This window comes from Kitasatospora sp. NPDC098663, assembly GCF_044760075.1.
In the GTDB taxonomy this organism is placed as follows: Bacteria; Actinomycetota; Actinomycetes; order Streptomycetales; family Streptomycetaceae; genus Kitasatospora.
In genome coordinates, this window is sequence record NZ_JBIWAP010000078.1 from 1 (window position 1) to 19,091 (window position 19,091).

Consider the following 19,091-nt stretch of genomic DNA (forward strand, 5'->3'; position numbering starts at 1 on the left):
CAGACCCCAGCCCACGACCACGGGCTCGACCGGGACAAGCAGCACCACCACGAACCCGGCAGTGAGGCCGGGCCGTACGGCCTGCGGCCAGCCGACCTGGAGAACACCGCCGCGGCCCGCGCCGCCCGCGTCGACCCCGACCTCGCCCGCCAGGAGAAGGCCCGCCGCAGCGCCGCCCGCCGGTACGCCGGCCGCCGCGCGCTGTGGCAGATCACCGGTGACCGAGCCTGCCGCGCCTGCGGCCGGGCCGTCATGGACCCCGACACCGGAGCCATCCAGGCCCAGACCGCTGAGGGCTACTCGGTCCTGCTCGGCGTGCTCAAGTGCGGCCGGATCTGGCTCTGCCCGATCTGCTCCGCCAAGATCCGCAACCGCCGCACCCAGGAGATCAGCCGCGCCGTCGTCAAGTGGATCAAGGCCGGGGGCAGCGCTTACGCGGTCACCTTCACCCCCCGGCACACCCGCGCCAGTGCCCTCGCAGACCTGATGGACGCCATCCAGGGCACCCGCTCGGCGCCGCTCGCCGAACGGGAAGCGGCCAAGTCCGCGATCCTCGCCGCGAAGCTCAACGTCGCCGAGACGTGGGCCCGGCGCCGGGAGGCGGTCGACGCGGCCCGCCGCGCGGCCCCCAAGGGCCAGAAGAAGAAGGCGATGGAGGCCGCCCGGGAAGTCGGCGACGGATGGATGCAGGAGGCCCGCCAAGGGGTCACAGACGCCCGTGAGGCGGCCCGGGGCAAGGTCCGCAGGGCCGGGGCCTACCAGCGGCTCATCAGCGGCGGCACGTGGGCCGGACGGCCGGAGGACGGTGACCCGGACGGCATCCGCGGCCAGATCGGCTACATCGGCATGATCCGCGCCACCGAGGTGACGGTCGGTCTGGCCAACGGGTTCCACCCGCACATCCACGCGATCGTGCTGGTCGGCGGCCGGACCGAGGGCAGCGGCTGGGACCGGCGCATCGTCGGCACCTTCGAGCCCGAGGACGAGCACCTGGCCGAGTGGAAGGAGGAGTGGCGCAAGGTCTGGACCACCAGCCTCAAGGCCATCGACCCGACCTTCGAGCCGTCCCTGACCTGCGAAATCCCCGACTGCAAGTGCAACGGGGAAGGCCACGGCGTCCACTTCGAGCGCCTCAAGACCGTGCAGGACGCCGAGCGCTTCGGCGAGTACCTCGCCAAGACCCAGGACGGAAAGGACCCGGCCGCGGAACTCGCCGGCGCCCACAACAAGACCGCCTGGAAGGGCAACATGGCGCCCTTCCAGCTCCTCACCCGAATCGGTGAACTCCTCAAGGGCAAGAACCCCAGCAAGGTCGACGGCCACGGCTCCCTGGAGCAGTGCCTGGCCTGGTGGGCCGAGTACGAGGAGGCCACCTCCGGCCGCCGCGCGATCGAGTGGACCCGCTACCTGCGGTCCTTGCTCGGCCTCACCGGCGGTGACGACGACGAGGACAACATGGACCTCCTCTTCGAGGGCGAGGCCGTATCCGAGTTCCGCGCGGGCGTCCAGATCAAGACCGGGGCCTGGCACAAGGTCGCCAACAACGGCTACGACCACGCCGTCAGCCAGGCCACCGAGGGCAACGGCATCAAGCTGGACAACGTCGTCGGGGTCGTCCAGGCCGCCGGAGGGGAGCGCGAGGACGTCCGGCTGCTCACCTCCGGCGAGCTCCAGAAGCTCTACGACGACGTGATCGACGGTCTCCAGAAACGCCGGGTCGAAGCCGACGCCCGGCGCAAGCTTGAACGGGGCGGGCACAAGCCGCAGCGACTGGCCCCGCTCGCCGACGGCCAGCAGGACCCCGAACCCGTCCCGGCCGCGCTCGCCAACGCCCTCGCGCGGCCCGAGCCGGACAACCTGCTCGTCCGGATCCGCCAGGCCGTCCGGGCCCGCCGCGCCGAGGCCGCGCCGACCGCTGGTGCACACCCCGCGCACCCGGGTGCACACCAGCACTGACCAGGTGCGCACACCAGGTGCCCACCACCACTGACCCGAAGGAGCCCTCGATGACCACCCGTCGCCTGCTCGGTCCCGGCGTCGACCGCGAGCACCAGGACGTCGCTGCCGTCGAGCCGCGCCGCTCCGGGAGGACCGCCGCCGAACTCGCGGCCGCGGCCGCGGCCGCGCTCCCCTCGCCGACGTCGCCGAGCCCGGCCGCGCCGACCGGTCGGCGCCCCCTCGCCACCCGTGGCGCCGGTACGGTCCACGGCATGACGACCGCAGGCGAGCACCACGATGGGCGCCACTTCGCCAGCATGATCGACGCGATGCGTGCGGTCGGCGAGCGGCTGGATGCCGGGCACCTGGAGCCGGAGGGGCTGCCCCCTCTGACGCCGGCCAGCGCGGCCGCGCACCGGTGGGTCGACGAGCACCTGCCCCACCTGCCCCCGCGCCCGGCCGACGAGGACCAGGGCGACGTCGGCGGCCGCGGCTGAGGGGCCGCTCCCTCCAGCGCGAGCGCTGGAGCCCGGCCCCGAGGGGGCCGGGCGCGATGGCCGGTGACGTCCGGTCAAGCCCCGCTGCTGGTGAGGCTGCCCGCGCCGCCGGGTCCGGGCGTAGGCCGCCCTACCCCGCCGACACTGGCAGAGCCAGGTAGGGATCTGCGCTTCGCTTGATCCACCTGGCCCCCGGCTCGCTACGCTTCGCCGAGGGGATGACCGGCCCGAGGGGGCCGGTCGGCCCGCCGCCCGAGGGGCGTCGTGCCCGCCTGTCCGCGCCTTGGCGGCGCGTCCTGGCGACCCGTGAGCGGAAGGGCTGGGGCCGGTGGCGAAGGGCGGGCAGGGGCGGCTGACGGCGGTCGGGAAGCGGGGCCACACCGTGTCGATCCGGCTGACGCCGCAGGAGCTGGAGCGCTGGCACGAGGCCCGCCGGCGGACCCAGCGCAAGGAGCTTGGCGCGTGGGCGCGGGCGGTGGTCGAGGAGCAGATCAACGGCCACCCGGGCATCCCCGGCGACGTCGCCCAGGTCTCGCCCGTCAACCACGCCGCGTACCTGGAGCTCGCTCGTCTGGGTAACAACCTCAACCAGCTCACCCGCCTGGCGAACGGCGGGGAGCTGCCCCGGGACCTGCTGCCGAAGCTGGCGGCCACCATCGAGGCGGTCGGCAACGCCGCCCTGGTGGTGCGGGGACTGCGCCCGATCGGTGAGGGGCAGTGGGACGACGACCAGGCCGATGAGGCCGAGGTCGAGGAGTGGATTGACCCGGCGTGATCGGCAACATCACCACGGGCCGCCGCGTGGCCGGCGCGATCCGCTATGACTTCGGCCCCGGGCGCCGCGACGAACACCTCGACCCGCGCTTCGTCGCTGGGACGGTGCCCGGCACGCCGCAGCAGGTGGCCCGGCTGATCGACCACCACACCCGTCAGCGCTCGGACATCAAGAAGCCGATCTGGCGGGTCTCGCTGTCGGTGCCCGACGAGGACGGTGTCCTGGACGACCGGGTGTGGGCGGCGGTCGCCGAGAAGTACGTGGCCCGGATGGGCTTCGGCGACTGCCCGTGGGTGGCCGCGCGCCACGGGCACGACCACGTCCACATCACGGTCAGCCGTCTGACCTGGGACGGTCGGCTGATCGACAACGGCCGGGACTGGCTGCGCAACCGCACCGTCCTCGACGCGCTGGAGGCGGAGCATGGCCTGGTGCGCGCCGCCGACCGGTACAAGAAGACTGGGCCTGGCGTGCGGTCAGGCAGCGAGCTGGCCGCCGCCCAGCGCCGGGGTGCCGTGCTGCCCGAGCGCGAGCAGATCCGGGTGCTGGCCCAGCAGGCCAGGGACGCCGCCGCCGGTCTTGGCCGCGTGAGGTTCGAGGCGGAGCTGACCGCCCGGGGCGTCGACTTCCGCGCCAACGTCGCCAGCACCGGCAGGATGAATGGCTACTCGCTGTCGATCCCGGCCTGGCTCGACAGCGACGGCGTCCAGATCTGGGTGCCCGCGTCGAGGGCCGGCCGGGACCTCGCTTGGGGCAAGCTGGGCCCGGTGCTGGACCCGCCCGCCGAACTGCGCCTTGTCACCGGGCCGGTGGCGCCGCTGGCGGACGATGACAGCGTGACGGCCGCGCCGGTCAGCGCGCCGCCGCCGGACCTCGCCCGCTCACGCCTGGCGGAGGCCCGCGAGCGTGCCGCCGAGCGTGCTGCGGACCAGCGGGCGGAGGCGGTGCGCGCCTTGGGCGCCATCCCGGCCGGAACGGTGCTCGACCTCGACGCCGCGCTGCGCACCCTGCGCACCACCCTGGACACCAGGGAGAAGACGCTCAGCACCGAGACGGCGACCGCCATGCGCCTGGACGGCCTGGCCTCCGGGGTCGGCATGGGTGCGCACCGCTCGCAGCTCCACCAGCACAGGGCCGGGCTGCAGGCCGCGGTGGCCGCCGAGGCCGAGGCGGAGGCGTACACCACGGAGGCCGGGCAGCAGCGCCAGCAGGCCTCCGCCGACCGCCAGGTGCAGGCCGAGGCGGAGGCGAAGGCCGGCTCCCGCTGGCGCTCGCCCCGGGCCAAGGCGGACGCTGGAAACATGGCGACTGCCGCCGCCGACCTCGCCGCCCGCGCCGAGACCGAGGCTGTACGCCTCGACCGCGCCGCCGAGACCGCGCTGCGCCGTGCCGAGGAAGCCGCGCCCGGGGTCCGGGGCCCGTACGCCGAGGCCCTGGCCGCGCTGGAGAGCAGTTGGCAGCAGGAGGAGCGGGCGGCGATCCGTCAGGACGCCCAGCTCGCCCGGCTCCAGGAGATCGACCACCAGGCGCCACTCCAGGCCGCCCGGGTCTCTGTCGCCCAGGCCCGGCGCGGCGTCGAGCAGCTGCTCGCCGAGCAGGCCCGCCGCGCAGCCCTGCCGCCCGAGCAGCTCCGCCTGGAGGATCAGGTCCGCGCCGACCTCGCCCGCGAGGTGACCGCCCGTGCCGTCCGTGCGGGCAGCACCACGGCCAGGCCGACGAAGAAGGCCACGGCGAAGAAGGCGGTGCCGAAGAAGGCCGGCCCCGCCGTCGGGCAGCAGCCGCCGTACCTTCGTCGGGGCGACCCGCGCGATCGGGGCGGCGCGCCAGGCCGGTAGCCGTGTCGGGGGAGGCTCGTTGGTCAGGACATGAGCTACGAGCCCGAAGCCGGCCCCGGCCGCCACCGCAAGCCCCGCCCGCCGATCCCGCCCTGGGAGCCGCCCGACTGGAGCTGCCGCTGCGGAGAGCACCCGGACGTCGACGCCGGCGGCCCGGCCATCCCGCCGTGCGTGCCTTCGCCGCCGCCGCTGCCGCCGCTGGTGATCCCGCCGCCCGGCCCGCCCGCCCGGCACCGCAGCCCCCGGGTGGACGACCCGGTGCCCGCGGGCGTGGTCTCGCTGCACGAGGCCCGAGTGCGCCGGAAGGTCCGCGACGACCTGGCCCGGTACGGGAAGGGAGGCTGACGCCAGGGGTGCACACCCGGTGTGCGCACCTGCCGCGACCAGCACAGATACCGGGTGCGCACCCCCCTCGACCGGCAGTCCCCGGGACGGCCCTGACTGGCCATGGGGAGGGGGCGCGCGGCGGACGGCCGCGCTCCCGCGAACCCCCGCGCCCTCTAGAACTCGTAACGTTACGGGTTCTAGGATGGGGCCTGACCCGGTGACGACCCGTCACCGTGCTCCGCCGTATTCGAGAGGGAGCCCCATGACCGCCTGGTCCAAGACCACCCTGGTGAGTGTCGACCGCGACGAGGACCGCGAGAAGGCGTCCGACGGCAACAGCCGCTTCGGCGTCTACCTCACCCAGTACCACCGCAGCCGGTTCGACCCCTGGGAGGACGGCGGGACGCTGTCCGCGGCTGAGTTCGCCGCCGCCTGCTGGGACATCGCCACCCCGCCGATCATGGCCCCCGGTTTCGCCCAGCGCCGCCCCGACCTGCTGGGCATCACCGCCCGCTTGACCGAGGAGGACCGTGCCCTGTTCTTCGACGTCGCGGTGCCGATCCACCCGACCCGCGACCAGATGCCGGACTACCGGTGGCGGAGCTGGAGCACCGAGAACGACGTCTTCGACGACAGCGGCTACCGCTACCACTACGAGCCCGAGGGCGACCGGCCCGCGCTGCTGACCACCACGGTGGTCCGCATCCCCGGCGCCGACTGGGCGCTGCCCGCGCCGGTCTCGGCGAAGGACCCGCTGCTGGTCGCCACCGCCATCGACTACGTCGAGGCCATCGCCCGCCAGCTCAACGAGGCCGCCTGGCCCACCATCGCCGACCTGCTGGCCCGCCGGTGACCGGGGCCGCCGAGCCGGGCCAGCAGCCGGCGGCCAAGCCGAAGGCCGCCACGCTGCGGATCTGCGCGTGGTGCGGGACGCCGTTCGTGCCGGAGAACAAGCGCGGCCCGGCGCCGAAGTACTGCAAGGCCGGGTGCAAGACCCGGGCCAGCGAGGACCGGGTGCGCCAGCGCGAGCTGACGGCGATCCACGACCGCGAGCAGGCCCGGCTGGACCGGATCTTCGGGACGCTCGGCAAGACCACCGCGGCGAAGGCCCGCAAGGCCGTCGAGGACGTCGACGCCGAGCAGGCCGGGGAGGCCGGGCCGGGTCCGCAGATACAGGGCCAGGAAGAACTCACATGGTGACCGCCCACCGGGACCCTGGCCGGACCGGCTGACCGCCCGCCAGCACCCTGCCTGCCTCCCGACCCCACGGCCGGGCGGCGGGCAGGGCCATTTCCGGGGCGCACACCTGCCCGCGCACCAGGGGTGCACACCTCATCTGACCTGCGGTGTTGCGGTGCGCGCCAGCGAAATGTCAGATGTGGTTGACGCTTGTCAGACACATCTGACACCCTGTCGGCTATGACCGTACTCGACGATTCCCTCGCCCGGATCCTCGCCCGCTGGCTCGACGAGTCGCGCTGGTACCCGAGCGACCCGGAGTACCCCGGCGACCCTGAGATCCACCACGAGGCCCAGTGGCGCCTGTTGCAGCGCTACTTCGATCAGGAGCTCGGCGACCACTTCCGCCAGCCGGCCGAGGACCGCCCGGAGCCGGTGACGCCGCTGGAGGCGATCGCGCTGAACCGTCTGCTGCTGGAGAGCCTGCAGGCGTCCCGCTGGTCCCTGATCTACGACGCCCGCAAGACCGGCGATTCCTGGGAGGAGATCGGCCAGGCGCTCGGCGTGACCCGCCAGACCGCCCACAAGGTGTACTCGGCCGATCTGGAGGAGCGCGCCAGGTGGTGGCAGGGCCGGTACGGCGAGCGGCACTTCACCGAGCGCCGCCCGGAGTACGAGTCGGTGCTGGGCGACAGCGACGACGAGCAGTGACCGTGACCCAAGCGGGCCGCGGATCGATGGTGATGGTGACCACCAACGAAGGGGAGACGTGATGACGACCTACCAGACCACCACGGTGCCGGGGCGGCTGTGGGAGTACGCCCCGCTGGACCCGAAGGCGGTGCACGAGCTTCAGCGGCACGCCTCCGAGGTGCTGTCCCGGGCCGGGATCGGGCCCGACCGGACGCCGCTGGGCGAGGCCGCGGCCCAGATCGCCATCGCAATCTGCTACCTCGAACGGGTGCTGGTCGCGGAGCCGGACCTGCGGCTCGGCGAGGGGGAGGAGCTGGCCTGGCGGCTGCACCGGGCCGCGGACCACGTGCGCGAGCACCTGGCCGCCGAGGTGCCGGCCGACGAGCTGGAAGACCGCAACCTGGGGCTGATCGACAGCTGCCTGGAGGAGGGCCTGCCGGTGGTCGGGAAGCTAACGGCTGAGCTGCTGCTGAAGGGAGGCGAGAAGGTGACGGTCACGCTCACCGCGGACGACGCGCACCAGACCGTGCACACCCCCGGCAGTACGGCCCGGATTCCCGCCGCGCAGCACCTCATCATCCGCGACGGGCTGCACGACCTGGGGCGGACCCTGCGGCCGCTGGTGACTGGAAAGGGACGGCGTCCGCTCTGGCGCCGCTGGTTCACCGGGAAGGGCGACCAGCGGTGAGCGCCGCCGACTTCCGCCGGGTTCAGCCGACCTTCCAGGTGCTGCGCCCGGCCACGGTGCGGCGGATCGGCCTCGACGCTCAGGACAAGCTGTTGCCCTCGATGTTGGAGGAGCACCCGGAGCCGCTGGCCGCCGCGGCCTTGCAGATGGCCTTCGCGTTCCGTGCGCTGGGTGACCTGCTGGAGTTCGGCCCGGACAAGGCGGTGGCCGCCGGTGAGGACGTCGCCACCCGGTTGCAGAGCGCGCTGGAGGACGTCCACCGGCACCTGGGCCGGGCGGTGCCCGCCGGGCGGCTCGCCGAGCGGAGCTTCGAGCGGCAGGTAGACCGGATCGGCGCGGGCGAGGCCGTGGTCGGCGCGGTGACGGTCGAGGTGGTGCTGCCGGACGACGGGGGGCGGGCCGCGACGGTCCACCTGGCCCAGGAGCAACCCGACGTGCCGGTGCAGATCCGGGGTGATGTGAAGGCCGGCGGTCAGCTCGACGGCGCCGCGCACCTCGACGTCCAGGCCGCGCTGGAGACCGTGGCCAGGGCGCTCGCGCCGTACGTCGAGAAGTCGGCCGCCCGCCCGCTCTGACCGGTGCCCCCTCCGCCGCCGCCCGCTTCCCCGCCGTTCCTGGGGGAGGCGGGCGGCGCCGTTCCCGGGGGTGCACACCTTGGTGCGCACCGCCTCCGACCTGGTGCCCAACAGGTGCGCACCCTGCCGCGGACGGGTTGCTGCCCGTGGTACCCGGGCGCTTGCCGCCCCGGGACCCCGGCCCCGGTCGGCACTCCCCGGCGCGCATCCCGTGCGATGGCCTGGCCCGCCGTTCGCGCCGGGAAGCGCCGCCCCCGAGTGCCCCGCGCCGGACGGCTACCGGCGGCGAGACCACCACCGCAGGCGGGCCTGCTCGGGCACGCTCACCGGGTGTTCGTGAGCGTCGCTCAGGGCGGGCTCGTGGGCTGGCTCAGGGGTGCTCGCCGGTGCGGGGGTGAGCGCGAGCATCGCCCGCCGCAGGTCGCCCAGGTGGGCATCCTGGCGAGCGATGGAGTCCCGGAGGTGACGGGCTTCCTGCTCGGCGAGCGCCTGGGCGTGCCGGGCGTCGGCCAGCTCCCGGAGCAGGCGGGCGCGCTCACCCTCGCCCAGGTCGTCAGCCCCGCTCACGGGCTGCTCGTCCGGGGCGCTCGGGGCGTTCACCCGCAGCCCGGCGGCGAGCAGGTCCTCCAGCGGGATCAACCAGCCGGCCTCGGTCTTCTGGGCGCCGGGGAAGTCGCCGTTCTCGCGGCGCCGGCGGACGGTGGACACGCTCACCCCGCACGCGGCGGCGGCGCTCTTGAGGCTGAACCGGGGACGCTCCACCCGGCCATCCTCTGCCTGTCCGGGGGAGGGGTCGCGGCGGCCCGCCGCAGGGCACAAAAAAGCCCAGCTCAGGGCTGGGGTATCGGCACGAAGGTGACGATACCTTAGTCCTCCTGTTGATCAAGGTCCCGTTTCGGGTCCTCTTTGGAGTCCCGTTCGGGGTCCTCTTTCGGGTGCTCTTTCGGGTTCCGTTTCGGGTTCTCCAGCAGGGCCTGCGGCGCCCGGGCGGACAAGGGGTCTGACCTGCTGGACAAGGGGGGTCGGCGTGCCGGATCGGGAGGCCGACAACTTCCCTGTGGACCCTCCGCGGCGGCGATCCGGTCGAGGGAAGCGAGGACCTGGGCGCCGCCCGGGGAGTCGAGTACGGCGTCGACCAGGCGCACCAGCAGCGGGTCGAGGACGGTCTCCGAGAGCTGCGCCGCGAGGCGGTCGACGTAGTCCATGCCGCCGATGATGAGCGCCGCAGACCGGCCCGCGCAGGTGGCCACGCCGAAGGCCTGCGGCCCTGGGTTCATCCGGTCGACCCTGCCGCGGGGGGCCAGGGGACCGACTCCCGGCAGGAGTCAGGCCACAGCAGCGTGTGGCCGCACGCGAGGCCGTGCACGGTGTCGGGGCCGATCTCGACCGGTCCGTACCGTCGACAGGTCGGGCAGGTCGCGCTCACGGGCAGGGGGGCCTCGCCGACGGCGGAGTCGAGGACCTCGTCGAGGATGGAGTGGAACTGGGCGTGCGTGACCGTGTCCATGGAGCTGCCTCCACCACCAGTGTCCGCCCGCCGGCCGCCGTTTCGGCTCTGGTGGCGTCTCTGGTTTCGGCTCTGGTGGCGTACGCGGTTTCGTCTCTGGTTTCGTCTAGAAACTAACCAGGCGCCGCCCGGCCGCCGTCGCCGCAGGTCACGGCCGGTTAATTTCGCGGCCGACGCCGACATCTCTCTGGGGGGTCCGGTGCTCGCTCTGGTGCCGCTCCGGAGCCGCTGGGGCTCTCTTCCCTTCGGCCGGGCGGCCTGGTGCTGCGCACCGGCGGCGGAGCCGGGGAGGTGGTGTTCGCCGCCGCCGGCGGGCCGTGCTCAGAGCATCTGCAAGAGGTGTCTGGTCGGTCGCTCGGGTCGTGATGCATAGGAGTGGGTCGCTTGGGTCGCTGCCTTGATCATCTTGAAGTGTCTGAGGTGTGGTCGTTCTCGATCTTCGATTCTGGGGTGCTCTGGGGTGCTCGTGCTCCTGGTCGTCGTTCTCGGCTTGGTGTGTGGTCCGTCGGCTCGGTGATGCAGGGGTGTGACGGCGGCGAGCGGTGGGGGAGGGCCGGTACGGTGCGGGGGCATGACGATGATGACGTGGGGCCTGTCGGTGGCGGAGCTGGCTGACGGGGACGAGTGGGCGATGGCGGTGGCGGAGCCGGCGGACAGCGGGCAGTACGAGGTGCTGGCGGCGCGGTTGAAGCAGGGCGGGGTGAAGCGGGTGAGCGCGCGGGAGTGGAGCGGCGGCCTGTGGCCGGTCACCCGCTGCTCGGTGACGGTGATGGGTGGTTGCCTCGCCGAGGCGCACACCGGCAAGTCGCGGTTGCTGTGCTCGCCGCCGCCGGCGGTCAGCGCGCGGTGGGAGAAGGCGGCCGGACGCGGCCGGGCGGTGCTCGGCCTGGTCCGACCGGGGACGTTCCCGACGAGTGGGGAGGGCTTCCTGCTGCCGGAGCACCTGGAGCACGCGGTGGAGCTGGTGGAGACGGAGGCCGCCGAGGGCAGGCTGCTCGCCGGACTGGCGACGGTGCTCGACCGGCCGGCACCGGCACCCGGGCGCTGACCGCCGCGTGATCGGGCGGGGAGGGGCGGTGGGTGTCATCCGAGGAGGGAGCCGCGCCCCTCGCTCGGCCGCTACGGTCGGCGCATGACTGATTCCGCCGTGTGCATCATCCTGATCCACCCCGACGGCCGCGCCGAGTGGGGCACCGATAAGCCGACCGCAGAGAAGGCGATGGGCCCGTACGGCGTCGGCCGGGCCTGGCTCACTGACGCCTCGCTTGGCCTGCGGGTCAGCATGTCGGACTGCGCGCTGATCATGCCGGAGGAATTCCCGGAGAACCCGTACGCCGTCGCGGTGCTGGCCCACGTCGCGGGCTTCGACCCCGCGGACGCTCAGCCGACGCGCGGCCCGGTCGGCCTGTGGGGCTTCGACCCGCGCAACGAGTGGGACAGTAGCCGGCCTTTCACCACCACCGAGCGGGCCGTCATCACCGAGGCCCTGGCCGTCGCCGGGTGCGCGGTCGGCTGACCGACGACGAGGACCAGGCCGTCGTCTTTCGCCCAAGGGTCGGGGCTCGCGGAGCTCCCCCGGTGGACGGCTCGCGGTGGTGGCCGTACCCGGCCGGGGTCGAGCGACTCGGCCGCCCCCTCGGGGCGGTCGACCCGGGCGGGAGTTTTCGGCGGGCCCGGAGCTTGCGGAGGGGCCGGTGAAAAGTCTTGGCCGGGCGTGGTCGGGAGTGCCCCGGTTGGGTGCGGCAGGGTTCGGAGGCGTCTGCCGGGGGAGCTCCGCGTCCCGGCCCGCACCACCTACCCACGGTCAGCGCCCAAGATCACCGAGGCCCCCTCCCTCGGGGAGGCTCGGCCCGCCGGAGGCGCTGTGAGGCGAGCCGGGGCACCTTCCGGCGGCAGGGGAGGGGTCGGGGCGAAACCCGGTCGAACCGGATTCCCGTTTTCGAACTCGTCACGTGACGAGTTGTGGGGGTGGTCCGATCAGTGCGGGGTGGGCGGGGCGGCGTTGGCGCTGGCGATGACGGAGGCCAGGGGCTGGCCGGTCGGCAGGGGGGGAGGGGTGTGGGTGGTGCCGGGCATGTACGGGCTGGGCGCGGGCAGCGCGTCGGCGAGGTGGGAGAACACGTCGTAGACGCGCCAGCAGATGAAGGCCACCACCACGGTGGTCACGGTCAGTGACAGCTTTGACCGGGTGATGATCGCGACCACGGTGCGCAGGACCCTCTGGTTGGAGGTCTCCCAGGAGGCCGCGTCGGGCGTCCAGGTGGTGGGGCCTGGGCCGGTGTCGAGGGGGGTGATGCTCTGCTGCTCGGGTGCGCGGCCGTCGTGGACGGCGGTGATGTGCCGGCGCTGTTCGATCAGGGCCTCGGTGGGGTCGAGGTGGTCGCTGACGGTGCGGCAGACCCCGCAGCGGTAGCTGTACAAGGTGGGCGTCCCCTCTCGGCGGGGGTGTAGTCGGGGCCTGTAGTCGGCGTGTAGTCGAGCGTGTAGTCGTGTGGTTTTCGCAGGTCGGACGGCGGGTGTAGTCGACTACGGCGGGGGCCTGGTCCTCCCCGGGGGAGAGGGGCCAGAAGGGGCTGTCCGAGCATGCCAGAGCCCCCGCCGGCCGGGGGGCCGAACGGGGGCTCTTGGTGGTGGGTCAGGAGGCGGGTCAGACGGCCCCGGCAGGGACGGGCTCTGGGGCGGGCTGGGGGACCGCGTGGGCGGGCAGCCGGGGAGGGTGCCCGAGGTGGGCTTGCAGGCCCTTGTAGGTGAGGCCCGGGGAGACGTCCTTGCCGACCCGGACGCGGCGCTCGACGGGGAGGCCGGCGGCCCTCACGGCGGCGCCGAATTCACGCGCCGTGTACCCGCAGTAGCGGTCGTGCCGCTTGAGGGCGATGAGAAGTTCGGACAGGTGGACGTGGCCACGGCCTTCGTCGCGCCGGGCGCGCAGGGCGACCATGTGCTCGACGGTGGTGGTCAGTTCGGTGTCGGTGAGGGTCGGGGGCAGGGCCGGGTGGGGCTCGTCCTGGTCGTCGTCGGCGTCCTCCTCGTCGTTCTCCTGGTCGTCCTCGTCGTCGTGCTCGGTGTCGGCCGGGGTGGCGTCCTCGGCGCTGGTTTTCGGGACCGGGGAGGGGGCGTGGATCAGCGCGGCGATCCACCAGGTGCCGACGAGGAGGCCGACGCCGGGGCCGATCCAGGGGCGGGCGAGGGACCAGATCAGCGGGCCGCCGAGGACGAGCAGCAGGGCCGCGCCGCCGGCGGCCTCCTTCGCCTTCTCGAAGGTGGCCTTGCGGGCGGCGGAGAGCTGCTCCACCTCGACCTCGCGGACCGTGATCCGCGCGGCCTCGCGGTCGTTGACCAGCGCGGCGCGCTTGAGGGGGTCGACCTCGGCGGAGAGCTTCTTGGCGAAGGCGGCGAGGTCGACCTCGGCGACGTCGGCGGCGAGCTGCTCGCGCTTCGCGGTGAGGGCTGCGGCCTCGGCGCGCCGCTGGTGGCGGGGGGCCATGAGCTTGCGGACGAGGACGGGCGTGCCGGTGCACAGCCCGGTGACGGGCCACAGCAGGGTGGTGACGATGCGCAGGCGCTGGCCGGGGACGGCGCGCTCGGTGGGGAAGATCTTCTCCATGGCGGGGGCCCTTACTTGATGAACGCGCTGATCAGGCCGCTGATGATGGACGTCGGCAGGAGCCAGAGCCCGCCGGCGGCGGCGAACAGGTTGGGGGCGATGGCGCCGCACAGGGCGTCCTTCCAGGCGCGCGGCTTGAGGCCGAAGACCGCGATGGTCAGGACGGCAGCGGTCGCGCCGGTCTGCCAGTCGCCGAGGGCCGCGTTGCCCTTGAACGAGTCGGACAGCTGCGTGCCGATCCCGGTGACCTGCTGGAAGGCGGTGCCCGCGTTGGCGGCGAGCAGGCCGATCCCGAACGCCCAGTAGGGGACGTGATCGGGGGCGACGCTGATCTTGTTCTTCCCCTTGACGCCGACGTAGAGGTACATGGTGGCGACGGTGGCGGCGCCGCCGGTGCCCAGGGCGATGAGGCTGCTCATGGTGTGTCTCCTGACGGTCAGTGGAAGAGGTGCAGGGCGGGGAGGAGGGGGGCGAGGCCGGCGGCGACGGCCAGGCCGGAGGCGACGGGGATGCGGGCGAGGACCAGGAGAAGGAGGGGTCCGGCGCCGCGGACCTCGCTGACGCGCAGGCGGCCCAGGTCGCGCAGGTACAGGTCGGCGGCCCAGCCGCCGGCGGCGAGGACCAGGCCGACCCAGGGCCCGCCGGTCGCGATCAGTGGGACCAGGCCGATCGAGTAGCCGCCGACCGCGCTGATCGCGGTGAGCACGCACCAGCGGCGGAAGCGGCGGGTGCGGTCGGTGGGCCCGGCGGCGCGGGCGGCCCGGCGGCGCTGGCGGCGGGCCCGGTCCTTGGCTTCGCGCTCGTCGGCGAGCCGCTGCTGACGGTGGCGCAGTTCGCGCGCCTTGGGGGTCTCCCCGGCGGCTTCGCGGACGTGGTCCTCGTGGGCGCGGGCGCGCTGTCGGGCGAGCTCGCGCTCGGTCTCCAGGCGGGCGGTCCGGTCCTGGGGGGTCTCGGCGAGTCGGTCGGCGAGCCGGTCGACCAGGTGGACGAGGTCGTCGTGCTGCACCGGGCCCGGGCCGAGGAGGTCCTGGGTCCGGTGGCGCTTGGCCTGCTGGGCCTTGGTCTCGCCGACCTTGCCGAGGGCGGAGTCGCCCCGGGCGCGCTGGGTGGCGAGCAGGGTCTCGTACTCGACCTGCTCGCGGGCGGCGCGCTGGGCGGCGGTCTCGGTGAGGAGCTGGCCGACCTGCTGGCCGATCTGCGAGGCGATCGCCGAGGCCTGCTCGGCGAAGATCTCGCGGGCGGGGGCCCAGAAGTTCCGCGCGGCCTCCTCCATCGACGGCACGGCGGCGCCGGCGCCGATCGGGATGGGGGTGTGCACGGTGGTGGTCGGGGCGGTCGGCCCGGGGATGCGCGGGCCGTCCTTGCGCCACCACTCCGCTACGACGGCGTCCACGACGCTGTCCTCCGGCGGACGGCCGACGGTGGGCGGGTGGTTCGGGGGCGGGGGGACGACGGTCACCGGTTCCTCCCCTCGTGCCGGGCCAGCAGGACGACGCCGTACCAGGCGAGCGCCGCGTCCCCCAGGATCAGGAGGATGCAGATCAGATCCCAGATCATGTGTTTCTCCAGGTCAGAGGTGGTGCGCACCCCGGGTGTGCGGGGTGCGCACCTGCGGGCGGGTCAGGAGGAGCGGCGGCCCAGCCAGCTGCGGCTGGTGGTGGTGCGGGGGGCGTGGACCACGCGGCCGTTGGCGCGGGCCTCGTCGTAGGCGTCCGCCGTCCAGGTGCGACCGGTGCTGGGGTCGACGTGGGCGGCCGGGGTGTCGGTACGGGTGGTCGGCTTCGACTCGGAGCGGCGCCAGAGGGCCATCAGGAGTCACCCGCGATCCGGCCGGTGATGACGACCGGGCTGCCGTCGAGCCAGTACATGGCGGAGAAGCGGGGGTTCCCGCCGCAGCCGTCGCTGATCTCGATGCGGCTGAACGACCGGCTCTTCACCAGGTCGCGGACGGTGTCGAGGCTGACGGGCTGGACGACGCGGTAGCCGACGCCCTCGGCGTCGAGGTCGCCGAGGCCGGGCAGGTGGCTGAGCTTGCTCACTGGGACTCACCACCCAGCAGGGCGCGCAGGAGGCGGGCCGCGGCGGTGCCGGCCGCCTTGCGGACGGCCGGGGTGATCGGGGGGATCGGGAGGGGCTTCGGGGTAGCGTCGGGCATTGCTGGTCCCTTCACGGAGGGGTTGGCGCCCCGCCCGGGAGCTGTGAGAGGTGACCCGGGCGGGGGTTCTGCGATGGCACTTGCGCGAAGCGGGTACCTAGGTACTACGCTGTGGTACCGAGGTACTACAGAGCTTTGTAGCAGTAGTTCCCGGTCCCCTGCAAGGGGCTTGACCGTCCGTCACCGCAGAAGGAGTTGTTCGACATGGCGTCCGAATCCGTCGGCTATCTGGCGATCGCCGACCACTACCGGAGGCTGATCGCCGACCGGCAGATCGCAGACGGGCAGCGCCTCCCGTCAGTCCGCAAGATCGCGGAAGAGTGGGGCGTCGCCACCAAGACCGCCCAGCGAGCGCTTCAGGTGCTCCGGATGGAGGGCTTCGCCTCCCCGGTCACCGGGCTCGGGTACGCGGCCTCGTTCCGCCCGCACGAGTCGGCGGTGCTCCGGGTCAAGGTCAACGGGACGCGCCAGCGCGGCGAGCAGTACGCCGCTGAGGACGAGGCCCTGATCCTGTCCGCCGAGGTCACCCCGACGACCGGCCCCGCCGGCGACGTCCTCGGGGTGGAGCCCGGAAGGCCGGCGATCCTGCGCACGGGCATGGTGAAGCGCGGGGACAAGGTGATCCGAATGTCCCACAGCTGGTTCCCGCTCGAACTGGCTGACCTGGTACCCGAATTGCTCATCGTCGAGAGCACCCCGCCGGGTAACGTCGCCCGGATCCAGGCGGCCACGGGTCGGCACACGGAGATCACCGCGGACCACTTCACCGTCGACTTGCTCGGCCTCCAGCTCGCCCAGAGCTTCGGTGTGCCGCAGGGTGAGCCGGTCCTCGTCCGCACCACAGTGAGGCACGACGGCCTGGGCGTCATCGAGTACGGGACCACCTGGTTCCCGCGCCACGTGGTGTTGGCCGTCGAGTACACCGATACCGCCGACCACGCCAACTAGTAGAAGCGGCCGACCCCGTGCAGCCGGGGTCGGCCCGCAGAGTCCACGAGGAAGAGGCCCCACGTGAACCGCACCACCGAGTATGACCCGCACACCGAGGTGCACACCCCTGCGCACCAGGGTGTGCAGGAGGTTCCCACCCCGCGCACCGAGGTGCACACCGACGAGCACACCCCTCTCACCCTGCTGATCGTGCTGATCGTCGGCGCCAGCGCCGTCGCCGCCGTCGCCATGGCCGCCAGCTCCTTCACGCTCGCCGAACTGGGCACCGCGATCGGCTGGACCCAGTGGGGAGGCTGGCTCGCCTGGGCGCTGCCCGTCAGCGTGGACCTGCTCGCCGCGGTCGCCGGTGTCGCCTGGCTCGCCAAGGGCGTCGCCGAGCAGGCCCGCAGCCTCGCCCGCACCATCACCCTGGTCGCGGTCGGCACGTCGGTGCTGCTCAACGCCGTGAGCCACCTCGTCCAGTCCGGCTCGCTCAAGGCTGCGCCCTGGCTGGTGATCGCGGTCTCCACCGCCCCGCCGATCGTCGCCGCCGTCGGCCTGCACCTGGTCGTCACCGTCGCCCGGACCAGCGGCCGGCGGACCGCCTCGGACCCGGCTCCCCGCCGAGGCCGGAAGCGCCGCCGCGCGGAGCGCCAGCAGGCGGTCCAGACCCCGGCCCCGGTGAAGCCGGTGGTGCTGCCGCAGCAGCCGGCGGTCCGGCCGCAGCCCGTGCCGGTCGCCCCAGCCGCGGTTGCCCCGGCCGCCGTCGAGCAGCCGCCCGCCGTCGAGCAGCCGCCCGCCGTCGAGGCGGAGCCGGAGGTTGTCACCGGCACCTACGCCACCGACTGGATCGCCAACGGCACCGGCACCGGCACGTGGCAGCCGGACCCCTCGATCTACGCGGCGTCCTACCCGGAGGCGGAGATCGAGGAGGACCAGGCCGCGGAACCCGAGCAGCCCCAGCCCCCCGTCGACCGCTGGCTCAAGTCGGTCTCGGACGAGGTGCGCACCCAGGTGCACACCGACGTGCACACCGGTGCTGACCAGCAGGTTAAAGCTGACGACGAGGACGACGACGCCGGGGACGAAGCGGCCCGCGCCGCCCGGGACCAGCTGATCCTCCGCGCCGCCGCCGAGGGCACCAGCCAGCGCGAGATCGCTCGCCAGGCTGGCTGCTCCGCCACCACCGTCCGCAACGTGCTCGCCCGGCATGCCGCTGCCCAGGAGGTGGCCTGATGAACGTCTACCCCTGGCCCAGCAAGCTGGTTGGTGACTACACGATGGAGGAGCTGGTCGCCGCCATCGAGGCGGCCGAGTCCGGCGAGTACCGGATGAATCCGTCCGTGGTGCAGAGCTGCACCCGGGAGTGGGAGCGCCGCCACGGGCTCACCCCCGATGAGGACTGACCGACAGTCGGCCCTGGCCGGGGCAACCCCCGGCCGGGCCCTGTGAAAGTTGTGTGTTTTTTGCGACTTTTGCGACCGCTCCAACGCGCGCAGGCGCGAGCCCGCGTAACGGTTTCCGCCCCGGGTTCGTACAGCAAGGTGTGAACGACCAGCAGAAACGCCGCAGGGCCCGTCCCCCTGATGGGGGACGGGCCCTGACGGTCTTCCAGGTCACATCGAGCACTTCCGCGCCGTGTGCCTCACGTAGAGCTCCCGTACGGCATGATCTACCCCAGTACGAAAGCTGGACTTAAGGGCCTGCCAGGGCCCCGCCGTCCGGCCGAACCCCCCGAACTGTCGCCACTGACTAGGCGAAACGACAGCAGAGGACCCCGACGCTGACAAGCGTAACGGGTGAACCGCCCTCCGGCGCAACACCCCACCAGACTGGTGCACACCAAGGTGCGCACCCCGGCGCGCACCAGGCGCACCCCCAGGCCAGCGGCCCGGACGTCGCTCCCGCACGCGCGGTCGAGCGCCCGGCTGACGGTGGCCGCACTCACGCCCGCCGGCCGAAGCGGCCGAAGTGCCCGATGTGCCGACGCGCCGTCAGGTCGGTGCCGGGCAAGGTCGCCGCCACCTACTGCTCCGATGCCTGCCGGAAGCGGGCAAAGCGGATCATGTCCGGCGAACCGGACGCAACGTCACAGAACGGGCAGTCAGCACCCGATCCCGTGTCCGGGGTTGACACCCCCGTTTCCGCAGGTCAGACCCGCTTTTCCCGACCCAAAACGCGCACGGCCCTGCTAGGGAAAAGAACAGCAGAGTTTCCGGGCCGCGCAACGACCGGCGGAGGGCAGACGGGCGGACTCTCCGGGGGAGAGCGCGAGAGGGGGACCCCCCTCTCGCAGACCCCAGCCCACGACCACGGGCTCGACCGGGACAAGCAGCACCACCACGAACCCGGCAGTGAGGCCGGGCCGTACGGCCTGCGGCCAGCCGA

General features: G+C 73.4%; 24 protein-coding genes. 15 read left to right on the top strand and 9 right to left on the bottom strand.

Features of this window, described 5'->3' with window-relative positions; genetic code table 11:
• The 10 genes from ACIQVZ_RS40220 to ACIQVZ_RS40265 all read left to right on the top strand — a co-directional run.
• On the top strand, nucleotides 1-1,956 hold a 1,956-nt coding region (locus ACIQVZ_RS40220; RefSeq protein WP_402457493.1), incomplete at its 5' end, for a hypothetical protein.
• 50 nt (nucleotides 1,957-2,006) lie between these two features.
• A complete protein-coding gene (locus ACIQVZ_RS40225) occupies nucleotides 2,007-2,435 on the top strand; it encodes a hypothetical protein (protein ID WP_402457496.1) in 429 nt (142 codons plus the stop codon).
• A gap of 382 nt (nucleotides 2,436-2,817) precedes the next feature.
• Nucleotides 2,818-3,210 carry a plasmid mobilization relaxosome protein MobC gene (mobC, locus tag ACIQVZ_RS40230; protein ID WP_402457499.1) on the top strand — a complete coding sequence of 131 codons (393 nt, stop codon included), beginning with the start codon at nucleotides 2,818-2,820 and terminating at the stop codon, nucleotides 3,208-3,210.
• Nucleotides 3,207-5,045, top strand: a complete 1,839-nt coding sequence (locus ACIQVZ_RS40235) for a relaxase/mobilization nuclease domain-containing protein (RefSeq protein ID WP_402457502.1) — start codon at nucleotides 3,207-3,209, stop codon at nucleotides 5,043-5,045. The genes mobC and ACIQVZ_RS40235 overlap by 4 nt, the downstream gene beginning before the upstream one ends.
• Nucleotides 5,046-5,075: 30 nt before the next feature.
• A complete protein-coding gene (locus ACIQVZ_RS40240) occupies nucleotides 5,076-5,390 on the top strand; it encodes a hypothetical protein (protein ID WP_402457504.1) in 315 nt (104 codons plus the stop codon).
• Nucleotides 5,391-5,634: 244 nt separating this feature from the next.
• The gene (locus ACIQVZ_RS40245; RefSeq protein ID WP_402457507.1) at nucleotides 5,635-6,225 is read left to right on the top strand and encodes a hypothetical protein; all 591 of its coding nucleotides are present in this window, start codon (nucleotides 5,635-5,637) and stop codon (nucleotides 6,223-6,225) included.
• On the top strand, nucleotides 6,222-6,572 hold the full coding sequence (locus ACIQVZ_RS40250) for a hypothetical protein (RefSeq protein WP_402457509.1): 351 nt from the start codon (nucleotides 6,222-6,224) through the stop codon (nucleotides 6,570-6,572). Before ACIQVZ_RS40245 ends, ACIQVZ_RS40250 begins: the two co-directional genes overlap by 4 nt.
• 219 nt (nucleotides 6,573-6,791) lie before the next feature.
• Complete coding sequence (locus tag ACIQVZ_RS40255; RefSeq protein WP_402457511.1) at nucleotides 6,792-7,262, top strand: hypothetical protein; 471 nt, start codon at nucleotides 6,792-6,794, stop codon at nucleotides 7,260-7,262.
• Between the two features lie 61 nt (nucleotides 7,263-7,323).
• Nucleotides 7,324-7,932: a hypothetical protein gene (locus ACIQVZ_RS40260; protein ID WP_402457514.1), complete on the top strand. Its 609-nt coding sequence runs from the start codon at nucleotides 7,324-7,326 to the stop codon at nucleotides 7,930-7,932.
• The gene (locus tag ACIQVZ_RS40265; RefSeq protein ID WP_402457516.1) at nucleotides 7,929-8,507 is read left to right on the top strand and encodes a hypothetical protein; all 579 of its coding nucleotides are present in this window, start codon (nucleotides 7,929-7,931) and stop codon (nucleotides 8,505-8,507) included. Before ACIQVZ_RS40260 ends, ACIQVZ_RS40265 begins: the two co-directional genes overlap by 4 nt.
• A gap of 276 nt (nucleotides 8,508-8,783) precedes the next feature.
• Here the strand turns inward: ACIQVZ_RS40265 and ACIQVZ_RS40270 are convergent, their stop codons facing one another.
• The 3 genes from ACIQVZ_RS40270 to ACIQVZ_RS40280 form a co-directional block, all read right to left on the bottom strand.
• The gene (locus ACIQVZ_RS40270) at nucleotides 8,784-9,269 is read right to left on the bottom strand and encodes a hypothetical protein (RefSeq protein WP_402457519.1); all 486 of its coding nucleotides are present in this window, start codon (nucleotides 9,267-9,269) and stop codon (nucleotides 8,784-8,786) included.
• Between the two features lie 104 nt (nucleotides 9,270-9,373).
• The gene (locus ACIQVZ_RS40275) at nucleotides 9,374-9,712 is read right to left on the bottom strand and encodes a hypothetical protein (protein ID WP_402457521.1); all 339 of its coding nucleotides are present in this window, start codon (nucleotides 9,710-9,712) and stop codon (nucleotides 9,374-9,376) included.
• A 68-nt stretch (nucleotides 9,713-9,780) separates the two neighbouring features.
• Nucleotides 9,781-10,014, bottom strand: a complete 234-nt coding sequence (locus tag ACIQVZ_RS40280) for a hypothetical protein (RefSeq protein ID WP_402457523.1) — start codon at nucleotides 10,012-10,014, stop codon at nucleotides 9,781-9,783.
• A 571-nt stretch (nucleotides 10,015-10,585) separates the two neighbouring features.
• On the opposite strand from ACIQVZ_RS40280, the gene ACIQVZ_RS40285 reads away from it, so the two are divergent.
• Nucleotides 10,586-11,062: a hypothetical protein gene (locus ACIQVZ_RS40285; RefSeq protein WP_402457526.1), complete on the top strand. Its 477-nt coding sequence runs from the start codon at nucleotides 10,586-10,588 to the stop codon at nucleotides 11,060-11,062.
• 84 nt (nucleotides 11,063-11,146) lie between these two features.
• Nucleotides 11,147-11,530: a hypothetical protein gene (locus ACIQVZ_RS40290; protein ID WP_402457528.1), complete on the top strand. Its 384-nt coding sequence runs from the start codon at nucleotides 11,147-11,149 to the stop codon at nucleotides 11,528-11,530.
• Nucleotides 11,531-11,991: 461 nt separating this feature from the next.
• On the opposite strand, the gene ACIQVZ_RS40295 is transcribed toward ACIQVZ_RS40290, so the two are convergent.
• The 6 genes from ACIQVZ_RS40295 to ACIQVZ_RS40320 form a co-directional block, all read right to left on the bottom strand.
• The gene (locus ACIQVZ_RS40295; RefSeq protein ID WP_402457530.1) at nucleotides 11,992-12,435 is read right to left on the bottom strand and encodes a hypothetical protein; all 444 of its coding nucleotides are present in this window, start codon (nucleotides 12,433-12,435) and stop codon (nucleotides 11,992-11,994) included.
• Between the two features lie 226 nt (nucleotides 12,436-12,661).
• The gene (locus tag ACIQVZ_RS40300) at nucleotides 12,662-13,618 is read right to left on the bottom strand and encodes a hypothetical protein (RefSeq protein WP_402457533.1); all 957 of its coding nucleotides are present in this window, start codon (nucleotides 13,616-13,618) and stop codon (nucleotides 12,662-12,664) included.
• Nucleotides 13,619-13,629: 11 nt separating this feature from the next.
• Nucleotides 13,630-14,037, bottom strand: coding sequence for a hypothetical protein (locus ACIQVZ_RS40305; protein ID WP_402457536.1), 408 nt, complete (start codon nucleotides 14,035-14,037; stop codon nucleotides 13,630-13,632).
• 17 nt (nucleotides 14,038-14,054) lie between these two features.
• A complete protein-coding gene (locus tag ACIQVZ_RS40310; RefSeq protein ID WP_402457539.1) occupies nucleotides 14,055-15,077 on the bottom strand; it encodes a hypothetical protein in 1,023 nt (340 codons plus the stop codon).
• A 161-nt stretch (nucleotides 15,078-15,238) separates the two neighbouring features.
• A complete protein-coding gene (locus ACIQVZ_RS40315; protein ID WP_402457542.1) occupies nucleotides 15,239-15,427 on the bottom strand; it encodes a hypothetical protein in 189 nt (62 codons plus the stop codon).
• Nucleotides 15,427-15,657, bottom strand: a complete 231-nt coding sequence (locus ACIQVZ_RS40320) for a hypothetical protein (protein ID WP_402457544.1) — start codon at nucleotides 15,655-15,657, stop codon at nucleotides 15,427-15,429. Before ACIQVZ_RS40320 ends, ACIQVZ_RS40315 begins: the two co-directional genes overlap by 1 nt.
• A 320-nt stretch (nucleotides 15,658-15,977) precedes the next feature.
• Between ACIQVZ_RS40320 and ACIQVZ_RS40325 the strand changes: the two genes are divergently transcribed.
• The 3 genes from ACIQVZ_RS40325 (at nucleotide 15,978) to ACIQVZ_RS40335 (ending at nucleotide 18,109) form a co-directional block, all read left to right on the top strand.
• Nucleotides 15,978-16,721, top strand: coding sequence for a GntR family transcriptional regulator (locus tag ACIQVZ_RS40325; RefSeq protein ID WP_402457547.1), 744 nt, complete (start codon nucleotides 15,978-15,980; stop codon nucleotides 16,719-16,721).
• 63 nt (nucleotides 16,722-16,784) lie between these two features.
• Complete coding sequence (locus tag ACIQVZ_RS40330; protein WP_402457550.1) at nucleotides 16,785-17,939, top strand: DUF2637 domain-containing protein; 1,155 nt, start codon at nucleotides 16,785-16,787, stop codon at nucleotides 17,937-17,939.
• Nucleotides 17,939-18,109 (top strand): hypothetical protein, encoded by a 171-nt coding sequence (locus ACIQVZ_RS40335; protein ID WP_402457553.1) that lies wholly within the window; start codon nucleotides 17,939-17,941, stop codon nucleotides 18,107-18,109. The genes ACIQVZ_RS40330 and ACIQVZ_RS40335 overlap by 1 nt, the downstream gene beginning before the upstream one ends.
• Nucleotides 18,110-19,091 lie beyond the last annotated feature (982 nt).

What these genes read in the sequence shown, in the direction of transcription:
- ACIQVZ_RS40225 (WP_402457496.1), top strand. Translation starts at nt 2,007, where the DNA reads ATGACCACCCGTCGCCTGCTCGGTCCCGGCGTCGACCGCGAGCACCAG.
- ACIQVZ_RS40240 (WP_402457504.1), top strand. Translation starts at nt 5,076, where the DNA reads ATGAGCTACGAGCCCGAAGCCGGCCCCGGCCGCCACCGCAAGCCCCGC.
- ACIQVZ_RS40245 (WP_402457507.1), top strand. Translation starts at nt 5,635, where the DNA reads ATGACCGCCTGGTCCAAGACCACCCTGGTGAGTGTCGACCGCGACGAG.
- ACIQVZ_RS40255 (WP_402457511.1), top strand. Translation starts at nt 6,792, where the DNA reads ATGACCGTACTCGACGATTCCCTCGCCCGGATCCTCGCCCGCTGGCTC.
- ACIQVZ_RS40260 (WP_402457514.1), top strand. Translation starts at nt 7,324, where the DNA reads ATGACGACCTACCAGACCACCACGGTGCCGGGGCGGCTGTGGGAGTAC.
- ACIQVZ_RS40275 (WP_402457521.1), bottom strand. Translation starts at nt 9,712, where the DNA reads ATGGACTACGTCGACCGCCTCGCGGCGCAGCTCTCGGAGACCGTCCTC.
- ACIQVZ_RS40280 (WP_402457523.1), bottom strand. Translation starts at nt 10,014, where the DNA reads ATGGACACGGTCACGCACGCCCAGTTCCACTCCATCCTCGACGAGGTC.
- ACIQVZ_RS40285 (WP_402457526.1), top strand. Translation starts at nt 10,586, where the DNA reads ATGACGATGATGACGTGGGGCCTGTCGGTGGCGGAGCTGGCTGACGGG.
- ACIQVZ_RS40290 (WP_402457528.1), top strand. Translation starts at nt 11,147, where the DNA reads ATGACTGATTCCGCCGTGTGCATCATCCTGATCCACCCCGACGGCCGC.
- ACIQVZ_RS40300 (WP_402457533.1), bottom strand. Translation starts at nt 13,618, where the DNA reads ATGGAGAAGATCTTCCCCACCGAGCGCGCCGTCCCCGGCCAGCGCCTG.
- ACIQVZ_RS40305 (WP_402457536.1), bottom strand. Translation starts at nt 14,037, where the DNA reads ATGAGCAGCCTCATCGCCCTGGGCACCGGCGGCGCCGCCACCGTCGCC.
- ACIQVZ_RS40315 (WP_402457542.1), bottom strand. Translation starts at nt 15,427, where the DNA reads ATGGCCCTCTGGCGCCGCTCCGAGTCGAAGCCGACCACCCGTACCGAC.
- ACIQVZ_RS40325 (WP_402457547.1), top strand. Translation starts at nt 15,978, where the DNA reads ATGGCGTCCGAATCCGTCGGCTATCTGGCGATCGCCGACCACTACCGG.
- ACIQVZ_RS40335 (WP_402457553.1), top strand. Translation starts at nt 17,939, where the DNA reads ATGAACGTCTACCCCTGGCCCAGCAAGCTGGTTGGTGACTACACGATG.